The organism is Malaciobacter halophilus (assembly GCF_002837275.1).
GTDB lineage: Bacteria > Campylobacterota > Campylobacteria > Campylobacterales > Arcobacteraceae > Malaciobacter > Malaciobacter halophilus.
The window spans coordinates 1-12,714 of sequence record NZ_NXIF01000087.1 but is presented as its reverse complement, the minus strand read 5'-3'; the positions used below and the strand labels follow the sequence as shown (position 1 = coordinate 12,714).

General features: G+C 26.0%; 9 protein-coding genes, 1 other RNA gene and 1 pseudogene. 6 read left to right on the top strand and 5 right to left on the bottom strand.

Translation table 11 applies throughout. From position 1 onward, the window contains the following. Positions 1-1,094: cache domain-containing protein (locus CP960_RS13370; protein ID WP_133121161.1), on the bottom strand; the 1,094-nt coding region annotated here is incomplete at its 3' end. Between the two features lie 192 nt (positions 1,095-1,286). On the opposite strand from CP960_RS13370, the gene CP960_RS13365 reads away from it, so the two are divergent. The 3 genes from CP960_RS13365 (at position 1,287) to CP960_RS13355 (ending at position 5,803) form a co-directional block, all read left to right on the top strand. After that, on the top strand, positions 1,287-3,212 hold the full coding sequence (locus CP960_RS13365) for a methyl-accepting chemotaxis protein (RefSeq protein WP_101185960.1): 1,926 nt from the start codon (positions 1,287-1,289) through the stop codon (positions 3,210-3,212). A 103-nt stretch (positions 3,213-3,315) separates the two neighbouring features. Beyond that, positions 3,316-5,085: an ABC transporter ATP-binding protein gene (locus CP960_RS13360; RefSeq protein ID WP_101185959.1), complete on the top strand. Its 1,770-nt coding sequence runs from the start codon at positions 3,316-3,318 to the stop codon at positions 5,083-5,085. 22 nt (positions 5,086-5,107) lie between these two features. After that, complete coding sequence (locus CP960_RS13355; RefSeq protein WP_322866856.1) at positions 5,108-5,803, top strand: hypothetical protein; 696 nt, start codon at positions 5,108-5,110, stop codon at positions 5,801-5,803. On the opposite strand, the gene CP960_RS13350 is transcribed toward CP960_RS13355, so the two are convergent. Continuing rightward, positions 5,792-6,211 carry a hypothetical protein gene (locus CP960_RS13350; protein WP_101185957.1) on the bottom strand — a complete coding sequence of 140 codons (420 nt, stop codon included), beginning with the start codon at positions 6,209-6,211 and terminating at the stop codon, positions 5,792-5,794. The genes CP960_RS13355 and CP960_RS13350 overlap by 12 nt on opposite strands. Before the next feature lie 97 nt (positions 6,212-6,308). On the opposite strand from CP960_RS13350, the gene CP960_RS13345 reads away from it, so the two are divergent. Next, positions 6,309-6,611 (top strand): hypothetical protein, encoded by a 303-nt coding sequence (locus CP960_RS13345; protein ID WP_101185956.1) that lies wholly within the window; start codon positions 6,309-6,311, stop codon positions 6,609-6,611. On the opposite strand, the gene rnpB is transcribed toward CP960_RS13345, so the two are convergent. After that, positions 6,612-6,929: RNase P RNA component class A (rnpB, locus tag CP960_RS13340), an RNA gene on the bottom strand. It abuts the gene before it with no gap. A gap of 28 nt (positions 6,930-6,957) precedes the next feature. Further along, positions 6,958-7,485 (bottom strand): LolA-like outer membrane lipoprotein chaperone, encoded by a 528-nt coding sequence (gene lolA, locus CP960_RS13335; protein ID WP_101185955.1) that lies wholly within the window; start codon positions 7,483-7,485, stop codon positions 6,958-6,960. 57 nt (positions 7,486-7,542) lie between these two features. Between lolA and secA the strand changes: the two genes are divergently transcribed. Beyond that, complete coding sequence (secA, locus tag CP960_RS13330; protein WP_101185954.1) at positions 7,543-10,161, top strand: preprotein translocase subunit SecA; 2,619 nt, start codon at positions 7,543-7,545, stop codon at positions 10,159-10,161. 1 nt (position 10,162) lies between these two features. Beyond that, the gene (locus CP960_RS13325; RefSeq protein WP_101185953.1) at positions 10,163-11,368 is read left to right on the top strand and encodes an ABC transporter permease; all 1,206 of its coding nucleotides are present in this window, start codon (positions 10,163-10,165) and stop codon (positions 11,366-11,368) included. A 10-nt stretch (positions 11,369-11,378) separates the two neighbouring features. Here CP960_RS13325 and CP960_RS13320 read toward each other — a convergent pair. Beyond that, positions 11,379-12,714 (bottom strand): annotated as a pseudogene (locus CP960_RS13320) (AsmA-like C-terminal domain-containing protein); the annotation flags it as partial.

The following is a 12,714-nucleotide window of genomic DNA, read 5'->3' as shown; positions in this document are numbered from 1 at the left end:
CTTGTTATAAAATAAATAAACCCTATTAAAACAATAAAAATACATAAAGAATAAAAGATTCTATAAAAAGTTTTTTCTTGAAGAAGTTGTTTTTGTTTATCTAAAATATCATACATAGTATCTAAATATACTCCTGTACCTATTATCCATGACCACTTTTCATACTTTTTAAGATATGTTAATTTATCTGTGAACTCAAATTGATTAGGTCTTTTCCAACTATACGTAATAAAACTTTCATCTTCATTTTTTATACTATTTAAAAGTGTTTTTACAATCTTTTTTTCTTTTGAATCATTAAAAGATAATATTTTTTTACCTTCAAGCTTACTATATTTATGAGCAAGTATATTCCCATCTAAATCAAAAACAAAAATATATCCATCATTTGCATATTCTATTTTTCTGATTCTATCTAAAGCCTCTTTTTTTAAGTCTTTTTCAATTCTTGATATGTAATCTGCTGTAACAATAATCATATCATATGGTTCAAATACTTTTAAATAACCCTTTTTTCTATCCTCTTTATTAGTTATTGGGTCTAAAAATCTCCAGTTTACATAGCCCTCATTTTTGATTTTTGCAATTTTAATTATTGATTTAAGTGTAAATTTTCCATTTATATCTTTATAATCTTTTAGCTTGTAACTATTTTCATAATCTTTATTAGCACCATGCATTATAGTTTTACCATCAAAAGCATAAATTGCATAATATCCATATCCATCATAAAATTTTAGATTTCTAAGACTATTTTTTATTAATTCAATTATTTGTTCTTTTGATTTTACATTTTTATACTTTTCATAAAGGCTTTTTGCTAAATTATATGCTTCATATGTTCTTTCTTTAACATTTTGATTTATTATTTTCTCTTTTTTACTATAATTGTACTCTATTAAAGATATTGCCCTTTGAACTTCTGCTTTTAAATTCTGTTTTTGTCTTTGTATAAACTCAGTTTCTAATCTTTTTAGATTCTGTTTATATAAACTATATTCATATGTAGTATAAAAAACTTCTACTACAAATATAGATAAAACAGAAACAAATAGAATAATGTAAAAAATTATTTTTGATAGTTTATTTGGCATGATTCCCCTTGAATTAAACTTTTATATTTTAACAAAATAATTATTATACTCTATTCACTTAAAATTAAATTTATATATAAAAAATGAGTTTTAATATAAATTATAATCAACTTAAAATGACACAATTTTTTTTAAAGTAAAGTTTAAAAATACTAATAATAAAATATTATACAAGAAAAAAAAGGAATTCTTATGAAAAATGCCTCTATTAAACTAAAACTTCTAATGTTAGTTATTTTAACAATTTTCACTGTATCAACAATAATTATTGTTAATTCAATAAACTCTATTCAAGATATTTCCCAGAAAAATATTCAAAAGTATGAAAAAGAGGCATATAAGATAAAAGAAAATGAGTTAAAAGACTTAGTAGAAGCTGCATATAATAGTGTCCAGAAGCTATCAAAAAAAGTTACACCAACAAATGAAGAAGAGATAAAAACACTTGCAAAAGAGGTTGTTGGAAGTATGACTTATGGTAAAGATGGATATTTTTGGATAAATGACTCAAATCATGTAGTAGTAATGCACCCTACAAAACCCCAAAATGTAGGAAAAGATTTAACAAATTTAAAAGACCCTAATGGTGTTTTAATTTATCAAGATATTGTAAAAGTTGCAAACAATAATGATAAAGGTGGTTTGGTAAAATATGCTTGGCCTAAACCAGGGGTAGAAGGTGCACAACCTAAATTTTCATATGTTCAAAGATTTAAAAAGTGGGATTGGATTATTGGTACAGGAGCATATGTAGATAATGTACAAAAAGAGATTGATGCAATGAAAAAATCAACAAATGAAGAGATTAATGCAGTAATTATTAATACAATTTTATTATCAGTAATTGTAGCTGTTATAATATCTTTACTATTTGTTTTCATTTCAAACAAACTAATCATTAGTCCAATAGCTAAATTCCAAGATGGGCTTTTGAAGTTTTTTAAATTTTTAAATAAAGAGTCAAATGAAGCTGAGAAATTAGAAGTTTTATCTAATGATGAAATAGGAAAAATGTCTATTGTTGTTAATGAAAATATTGAAAAAACACAAAAAATCATGGAACAAGATGCTAAACTTATTGATAATGTTAAAGATATTGTTCAGTTTGTAAATAAAGGTATTTTTGAAAAAAGAGTTACACAAAGTAGTGATTCACAATCTTTAAATGAATTAAAAAATCTATTAAATGATATGCTACAAACTCTTCAAAACTTAGTAGGTGCAAATATAAATAATCTAAGTTCAGTTTTAGAAAGTTACTCAAATTATGACTTTACAAAAAAACTTGATACAAAAACTTGTGGTAAAATTGGTAATGAAGTAATGCAATTAAATGCAATGATTACAAAAATGCTTAATCAAAACAATCAAGATGGAACAAAATTAGAACACAGTTCAAATGAATTATCACAAAATGTTGAAGTTATTAGTAAAAATGCGACAAGTCAAGCTGCTAGCTTAGAAGAAACAGCTGCAAGTATAGAAGAGATTACAAGTAATATTAAAAATACTAATGAAAAAGCACAAGAGATGTTATCAATCTCATCTGAAACTAAAAAATCTGCTCAAACAGGTAAAAGTTTAGCTTCAAAAACAGTTAATTCTATGGATGAAATAAATGAACAAGTTACTGATATTAATGAGGCCATTTTGGTAATTGACCAAATAGCATTTCAAACAAATATCCTTTCACTAAATGCAGCTGTTGAAGCAGCAACAGCAGGTGAAGCTGGAAAAGGTTTTGCAGTTGTTGCACAAGAAGTTAGAAACTTAGCTAGTAGAAGTGCTGAGGCTGCTACTGAAATAAAAAGAATTGTTGAAACTGCTACACTTAAAGCAAATGAAGGTAAGCAAATTAGTTCTTCTATGATTGAAGGTTTTAATCAGTTAGAAGAAAAAATCAATGATACAAATAAACTTATAGATGATGTTACAAATGCAGCTAAAGAGCAAACAATAGGTATGACACAAATAGCAGATGCGGTTAATCAATTAGATAAATTTACTCAAGAAAATGCAACAATAGCAGACAAAACAAATGATATTGCAAGGCAAACAAATAAAATCTCTAATGATGTTGTAAGTATTGTAAAAGAGTATAAGTTTGATTTACAATAGTGTAAAAGCTTAGGCTTTTATACTATATAAATATAGATAGTTTTTTTAATAATCTATTTAATATTTTTATTGTAAAAGATATTATTAAAAATATGGATAGATTATGACAGAAAAAATTACTTTTAAATATATATGGAAACTACTTCTTGAAAAAAGAAAACCTTTAATTATAGGACAAATAATTACTATTATTGCAATATTAATTAGTATTCCTATTCCTTTAATGCTTCCTGCACTTGTAGATGAAGTACTTTTAAATAAACCAGCTTTTTTTGTAAATAGTATAGATGAACTTTTTGGAGATGGAAATGCTTTTTATTATATTGTTCTTGTAACCATTAGTGTTATTTTATTAAGATTTATACATTTTATATTTAGTGCAATAATTACTAAAATTTTTACATCTCTTGGTAAATTTATCACTTTTAAAATTAGGCAAAAACTTTTAAACCATTTAAAAATTGTATCTATGAATGAGTATGAAACACTTGGAAGTGGTGCAATAGGTGCAAACTTAGTTACTGATGTAAATACACTTGATAACTTTATTATTACAAGTGCAAGTAAATTTGTTGCTTCTGTTTTAACTCTAATTGCAGTATCAATTGTACTTATTGCAATTCATCCAATCTTAGGATTAATGATACTTTTTATTCAACCAATCATTATGCTAATTTCTAAAAAAATAGCTAAAAGTGTTGGAACTTTAAAAAAAGAAGAGAATAATGCAATTGAAAATTTTCAAGAAAATATAGCAGAAGTATTAGAACTTTTTGGACAAATTAAAGCTAGCAATAAAGAAAAAGAGTTTTTTAATACAAGTATAAAAAAAGCAAAAGATGTACAAGATACTTCAAATGAGTTTAATTATAAAAGTATAGCTTATGAAAGATTCTCTTTTACTATTTTTCTAGCTGCATTTGAAATATTAAGAGCATCTGGACTTGTAATGGTTGCTTATAGTGATTTAAGTATAGGTATGATGTTTGCAATGTTTGGATATATTTGGTTTATAATGACACCTGTGCAAGATATTTTATCAATGCAATACTCTTATGCACAAGCAAAGACTGCTTTAAAAAGAATTAACAAAATTTTAGATTTAAAAGTAGAAACAAACTCTAATAAAAAACTTCCAGCTAATGATGGTTTACATATTCAATTAAGAAACCTATATTTTTCTTACACAAAAGATAAAGATACATTAAAAGATATATCTTTAGATATAAAAGCAAAAGACAAAGTTGCATTAATAGGAGCAAGTGGTAGTGGAAAAACTACTTTAGCTCAAGTAATTGCTAGTTTTTATTCAAAATCTAAAGGAGAACTACTTTATGATGGAATAAGTATTGAAAATATAGATAAACAATCATTAAGAGAGTCTATATTTTTAGTTTTACAAATGCCTATTCTTTTCAATAATACACTTAGATTTAATATCACTATGGGAAATGATACTATAAAAGATGAAGATATATATAAAGCCTTAAAAATTGCCCAATTAGAAGATGATATAAAAAAAATGCCCAATGGCTTAGATACAATTGTAGGAAGACATGGTGTTAGATTAAGTGGAGGACAAAGACAAAGATTATCTATTTCAAGAATGATAATAGCAAATCCAAAAGTTGTAATCTTTGATGAGTCAACTTCGGCTTTGGATGTTCATACAGAAGCTAAACTTTTTGAAGAGTTAAAACCTATATTAAAAGATAAAACAGTTATTACAATTGCACATAGATTAAGCACAGTAAAAAATGCAAATATTATTTATGTTTTAGATAATGGAGTCCTTGTTCAAAAAGGAACACATGAAGAGTTAGAAAATGAAGAAGGTCACTATTTAGAGTTTGTGAAAAAACAGTTAATATAAAGGATACAATATTATTGATTATATTACACAAGATTGTTTAAACAATGAATTAACAATAAATTATATTTGTAATAACAATAGAAAAAACTACTATTATAGTGATGATTTTTCTATTGATTTTTATATAAAAGCAGCATATGAAGGATTTATAAGTATATCCTTTGAACAAAATGAACTTTTTGTTATTTTACCTGAAATGCAGTTTGATTATGCAGTTTTACATTTTGAGAATTTGCATATTTCTAAAAAAGTAAAAAAATTATTAGATAAAAAAGATTATGAATTTAGTGTAAATAAAGATTTTAAAACAATAATTAACAAAATCAATGAATACCATCTTGACTCGTGGATTGTAAAAGAGTATAAAAATACTCTTTTAAATTTAGAAAATTATCAAGGGAGTATTGATTTTGAACTACTTACATGTAGTTTAAAAGATAAAGAATCAAATGAGATTATTGCAGGTGAAATTGGATATAGAATAGGCAAAGTTTATACTAGTTTAAGTGGTTTTAGCAGTAAAAAAAGAAAATTTAATAATTATGGAAAACTACAATTAGTTTTACTAGCACAATATTTAGAAGAAAAAGGATTCAATTTTTGGAACTTAGGACACCCTTATATGAAGTATAAGTTTGATTTAGGAGCAGTATTATATAAAAGAGAAGAATTTTTAAATATTTTTAGAGAACAAAGAGACAAAAAACTAAATAGTTGAGTTTTGTCTTGAATACTCTTCTAAATTTATATCATTGAAGAAGAATTCTGGATTTTTTACTCTTGCTTCAAACTCTATACAATAGTTTTCATAGTCATCTGTAAAATAGTTAACTTTTTTATCTATTTTTACTCTCTCTTTTGGGAAAAACTCTTCGTAAGAATCATTTTTAGTAACACTATTTTCATCTAAAAACTGAAATAAAACATCTTGTCTTACCTCTTTTTCTAAAAGTTCATTGATTTGCTTTTTTGAATAGTCATAAAAAACCTTAGCATCTACACAATACTTTTTTGCAACCATAAAATCATTACTATTTGAAGTATTTAAGTGGTTTACTTTTTGAGTACATGCTGTAAACAATACAGCAACTAAAATCAAATTAGCTTTTATAAATAACTTTTTCATTTAAACTTCTTTAAAATAATCATTAAAGTATCTTATCTATATTTATATAAATATACAACTTAATATTAATATATAGAATTTTTTTGTATTATTACATATGACTAAAAAATATTTAAAAATAGTATTAATATCCTCTTTTATAGGTTTTGCACTTGCTTATTTATTTGTTGAATTTTTCTCTTATAATGTAAAAAAAGAGTTGGTTCAATATGAACAAAGAAAAATTAGAATTCAAGCATTAGCAGACTCATATGCTTTGTGTGTAGGTTTATATAACGCCAACCCATCTAAACAAAGAGAAGAACTATGTTCATATATAAAACAAAAAGTCTATTTAGAAGTTAAAAATATAGAAGGTAAATATCCTTATACTTCTTTATATCAAAAAGTGTTTAATTAAGTATTAGGTACACCATAAGCCGAGTTTTGTTTTTGACGATAATTTATCTACTTGTTAAATTACTTTAACACTCAAGCGAAGAGCAATAATGTGAAGTTAATACCACACTCTTCTTGCTGCAGGTTGGGTTTACAAAGCACTTAAGATTGCTCAAAAGTCTGGTAAGCTCTTACCTCACCGTTTCACCCTTACCCAAAATGGGCGGTCTATTCTCTGTTGCACTTTCCCTTAGATTACTCTAGCCATTCGTTAAATGGAACCATACTTCACAGCAGCTCGGACTTTCCTCTTTTTTAAAGCTATCGTCTGTTGTACCTAATATTTGCAAATTTTATCCAAGTTTTCTTTATTTTCTTATAATATCATAATATTTAGGAGCAGTAAATTTAAATAAACTATCCTTCAATTGGATATTTTGTTCAATATTTGAAAAAGTTATTAAGACTTGATTTTCCAATTCATCAATATAAGAAATTTTTGATATTTTATCATTTTTTACTACTATTTCATACTCTGTTTCATAAAGTTTTGCTTTATACTTATTTGTCGTAATTTTTTTAGCACCATTTAAAAGTTTTATCAAATTTATTTTACTATCTAAAGAGGTAAAAATTGCTTGTTCTAACTCAGGTTCATCAATAATTGCAAAATTTTCATTTATATAAACATTCTTAATAATTGGTTTTTTATATTTCCATAAAACCTTACCACTATTTTTAATAAAAACTTCCCCTTTATACTCAATATTACTGTTTGAGCTATTTTTTATAGTTTGTATAAAATCAGCTTTAAAACTTTTAATATTTTTAAATACATTTGCAAAACTAAAAGTAAGAGTAAAAACTCCTAAAAGAAAAATAAATCTATAAAACATACTTTAACCTTAATTTTTATATAATCTACGTGATTATAACGAAAAGGAATTTATTTTATGTTAAATGTGTTTGCAATGATATTTGGTAATAAAAACGATAGAGAAGTAAAAAGATATAAGAAAAGAGCAAATGCTATTACAGCCCTAGAAAGTAAATATGAAAATCTAAGTGATGAAGCTTTACAAAAAAGTTTCGAAGAGTTAAAACAATCTGTAATAAATGAAGAAAAGAGTTTAGATGATGTTTTAAATGACTCATTTGCCCTAACAAGAGAGGCAAGTAAAAGAATCTTAGGTATGAGACACTTTGATGTGCAGTTAATTGGTGGTATGGTACTACATGATGGAAGAATTGCAGAGATGAAAACAGGTGAAGGTAAAACTTTAGTTGCAACTTTACCTGTAATTTTAAATGCGATGACAGGAAAAGGTGTACATGTAGTAACTGTAAATGATTATCTTGCACAAAGGGATGCTAAGGAGCTAGAAAAACTTTATAACTTTTTTGGATTTAGTGTAGGTGTTATCTTAGGTGAAATTAAAGATGATTTAGAAAGAAAAGAGCAATATAATTGTGATATTACTTATGGTACAAATAATGAGTTTGCATTTGATTACTTAAGATCAAATATGACTTTAGATATTCAAGAGAAAGTTCAAAGAGGACATAACTTTGTTATAGTAGATGAAGTTGACTCAATTTTAATTGATGAAGCAAGAACTCCACTTATTATTTCTGGACCTGCAAACCACAAAAATGCAGACTATGTAAAATCAAATCAAATAGCCTTACAATTAGAAAAAGGTGAATTAATTGAGCCAAAATCTCCTGATGAAAAACCATACTCAACAGGTGATTTTACAGTTGATGAAAAGAATAGAACTATTTTAATAACAGAGCAAGGTATTGCAAAAGCTGAAAAACTTTATGGTGTAGAAAACATGTACTCTTTAGAGAATGCAATGCTATCACATAACCTTGACCAAGCCTTAAAAGCCAACTATATTTTTGAGAAAGATGTTGATTATGTAGTAAAAGACAATGAAGTAATTATTGTTGATGAGTTTACAGGAAGATTAAGTGAAGGTAGAAGATTTAGTGATGGACTTCATCAAGCACTAGAAGCTAAAGAGGGAGTTGAAATCCAAGAAGAGTCTCAAACACTTGCTGATGTAACATTTCAAAACTACTTTAGGATGTACAATAAACTAGCTGGTATGACTGGTACTGCACAAACAGAAGCAACTGAATTTGCAGAAATTTATAATTTAGATGTTGTATCTATTCCTACGAATGTGCCAATTGCAAGACTTGATAAAAATGATTTAATTTATAAAAGTGAAAGAGAAAAGTTCAATGCTGTTTGTGCAAAAATTAAAGAGTACAATAAAAAAGGACAACCTGTCTTAGTTGGTACTGCATCAATTGAAAAATCAGAACTTCTTCATTCACTACTAACAAAAGAGAAAATTCCTCATACAGTTTTAAATGCAAAACAACACGAAAAAGAGGGAAAAATTATTGAAAAAGCTGGTGAAAAAGGTGCTGTAACAATTGCTACAAATATGGCAGGTCGTGGAGTTGATATTAAACTTACTAAAGAGACACTAGAATTAGGTGGACTAGCAATTATTGGTACAGAAAGACATGAAAGTAGAAGAATTGATAACCAATTAAGAGGTAGATCAGGACGTCAAGGGGATGTTGGTGAATCACAATTTTACTTATCATTAGAAGATAACCTACTTAGAATTTTTGGAAGTGATAAAATAAGTAATATCATGGATAGACTTGGTATTGAAGAAGGAGAACATATTGAGTCTAGGATGGTTACAAGAGCCGTTGAAAATGCACAGAAAAAAGTGGAATCAATGCACTTTGAGAGTAGAAAACATCTACTAGAGTATGATGATGTAGCAAATGAACAAAGAAAAGTTATTTATAGATTTAGAGATGAACTATTAGACCCTGAGTTTGATATTTCAAGTAAACTTGAAGAAAATAGAGCTGAATATGTTCAAAACTTATTAAGTGAAGCTGAGATAATTGATGGTATGCCAGCAGAAGACTTCAATTATGATTTTGTTGTTCAAAGATTAAAAGAAGAATTAAATTTAGTTGTTGAAAAAGATGATATTGTAAGTAGTTCATATGAAGAGTTAGAAAATAAACTTACTGATATGATTAAAACAATTTATGAAGATAAAATGAGTATTGCAGCACCAGAACAAAAAAGTGAAATTGAAAGAATCTTATATTTACAAATCTTAGATAATGCATGGAGAGAACATTTATACTCTATGGATACTCTTAAAACTGGTATTGGACTTAGAGGATACAATCAAAAAGACCCACTTGTTGAGTATAAAAAAGAGTCATATAACATGTTTATTGATTTAATTGCATCAATTAAACATGAGATTATTAAAGTTCTTTTTACTATTCAACTTCAAAGTCAAGAAGATGCACAAAAAGAACAAGAAGCTATTGAAAAAATGAGAGCTGAGATGGAAGAAGCTAATGAAAATCTTCAAACAAATTTTGAAGAAACAAAAATAGAAAAAAAAGAGAAAAGAATAGCTAGAAATGAGCCTTGTCCTTGTGGTTCTGGTAAAAAATACAAAAACTGTTGCGGAAAGAGTGGACCTAAAAGAGGTTTAGTAGCAGGAAACTAATTTGAATAAAAAATTAGTAAATTTTATTGTAAAAAAATATCTTAGATTTGATAAAAAAAATCCTTTTATATCAGTAAGTGCCATTTTGGCATTTATTGGTGTAGCTATTGGTGTAATGGTATTAATTATTACAATGGCTATTATGAATGGCACAGCAAAAGAGTTTGAAAAAAAACTTTTTACAATGAACTACCCTCTTTCAATATATTCTAAGTATCAAAATAGTGTAAATACAGAACTTCTAACTAAACTTGAAAAAAACTTTCCAAACCTAAAATTTTCCGCATATCTTACATCTCAAGCAATTGTACAAAGTGGAGATAAAATGAGTGGTGCTGTTATTTTTGGTGTAAATCAAGAAAAAGAAGCAAAAATAAACTCAATTTATGAAAAAGCTGTAAAAAATTTAACTTTAAACAAATACGATATTATTGTTGGTGAAGGTATAAAAGATGAACTATTTTTATTAAAAGAGGATAAAGTAACACTATATTTTACCTCATTAAATCCTAGTGGTTTTTCTATGATGCCAAAAATGAAAAGATTTAAATATCAAGGTTCATTTAGCTCAGGGCTACATGCTTATGATAAAGCTTATATTTATACTTCAATTGAGTCTTTACAAACTATTTTACAAAAAGAGTCAAATCAATACGATGGAATACATGTATATTCAAAAGATGCTTTTAAGGATATTGAAAAATTAAGAGATTTTTTAAAAGATGAAGGAGTTGGGATAGTTGGCTGGTGGCAACAAAATGGAAACTTTTTTGCTGCAATGCAAATGGAAAAGAAAGCTCTTTTTATAGTTTTAATGCTAATTATTTTAGTAGCTTCATTAAATATCATTTCTTCACTTTTAATGACAGTTATGAGTAGAAGAAAAGAAATTGCCCTACTTTTATCTATGGGTGCAAGTGCGAAAGAGATAAAAAGAATATTTTTAAAACTTGGAACAATTATAGGTTTTTCAGGAATTATAGTTGGAGTAATTCTAGGCTTTTTTGGAATGTGGCTATTAGATACTTTTGAAATCATTTCTCTTCCAGCTGATGTTTATGGTACATCAAAACTACCTTTAGATTTAGATACAATTGATTTTATTTCTATTGTAATTGGAGCGGCAATAATTGTAACACTATCTTCTTATTATCCAGCAAAAAAAGCAACTAAAATTGACGTTATAGATGTACTTAGAAATGAGTAGAAGTTCTCTTCTACTCAAAGATTTTAAATGGTGATTTAATAATTCTTTTTATAACATTTACTGGTGCATTTACAGAATCTTTTGCTATATTTGACTTTACTTTTGGATTTTCTAAAGTTCCCCTTAATTCAACTTCTGTTTCTACTCTTTTTTCATCACCCAAAATTACATAATTTAACAAAGGTATTGCTCCAACAATTTTTGAATATCCTTTAAAAAATATTAGATTTAATTTTCCATCTATTACTTTTGAATCTAAATCAACCAATAGATTTCCTTCAAAATCAATACCATTTCCAACAGTAACAATATTTTTCAAGTTTAAAAATTTAGTTTCTAAATCATATGTAAAATCTATATATCCATCATTTACTTCATATCCATTTAATGCAAAACCTTTATTTGATGCCATTGAAGCTATTGAAGGTAGTGCTAACAAGGGATTAATAAGTGCAGGAGAAGTATTTATTAAAGTTATTACATTTGTTATTACAGACATATTTTTGATTTTATTCTCATTTAAAATAACTTTTCCTTCTATATTATTTTCATCTCCAGAAGCAATTAAAACAACTGTACCTCCTGTTAATACATCTTTATTTGCAAGTGTATTTATAAATTTATCATTTAAATTATTGGCTTTTATTTTTATCTTTTTATTCTTATCCTTCTTATAAGTTACCAAAATCTTTTTATTCTCTAAAATAAATGTTTGTTCATTTTCATCTAATTGTATATGATATTTTTTTGCTAATGCTTTATATTTTTTATTTATAACAATATTTGAATTAGTAGCATTGATTAATATTTTTTCGAAATCTTTTATAGTTTTAGATTCATTTGTAGTATTTATATGTAAATCATATGAATTCAAATCAAGTTTCATAGTTTTATTTGGTATTAAATCTAGTTTTATTTTATTGTCAGTAGTTTTAAATTTTAATCTACTATTATCAAACTCATAAGTACCCATTAATTTATAATTTTTCAATTGTTTACTTTTTTCATAAAAAGGTAAAAATGAAGATTGTAAATCTGCTTTAAAATCAAGTTTCAAGTTTGCAATATCAATATTTGCTTCTTTAAAAAATAGCTCTTCATTATTTAACTTTAAAACTGTATTTTGTAAATATAGTTTTATTTTGTCATCTATTGTACTGTTCGTAGTTAAAGTATTATTAGAACTATTTAAATCTATAATAAAAGAGTTCATAAATACTTCAATTGGACTATTCTTTAGCTTTTTTATTACTAAAGAGTTATCTTTTGTATAAGTTTTTAGATTTTCACCTCTAATCTCTCCTAAAAGATTCAGTTTATTGATTTTTTTACTATTTTTGTATATT

Excerpts from the sequence above, each read along its gene's own strand:
- CP960_RS13365 (WP_101185960.1), top strand. The coding sequence starts at position 1,287 with ATGAAAAATGCCTCTATTAAACTAAAACTTCTAATGTTAGTTATTTTA.
- CP960_RS13360 (WP_101185959.1), top strand. The coding sequence starts at position 3,316 with ATGACAGAAAAAATTACTTTTAAATATATATGGAAACTACTTCTTGAA.
- CP960_RS13350 (WP_101185957.1), bottom strand. The coding sequence starts at position 6,211 with ATGAAAAAGTTATTTATAAAAGCTAATTTGATTTTAGTTGCTGTATTG.
- CP960_RS13345 (WP_101185956.1), top strand. The coding sequence starts at position 6,309 with ATGACTAAAAAATATTTAAAAATAGTATTAATATCCTCTTTTATAGGT.
- lolA (WP_101185955.1), bottom strand. The coding sequence starts at position 7,485 with ATGTTTTATAGATTTATTTTTCTTTTAGGAGTTTTTACTCTTACTTTT.
- secA (WP_101185954.1), top strand. The coding sequence starts at position 7,543 with ATGTTAAATGTGTTTGCAATGATATTTGGTAATAAAAACGATAGAGAA.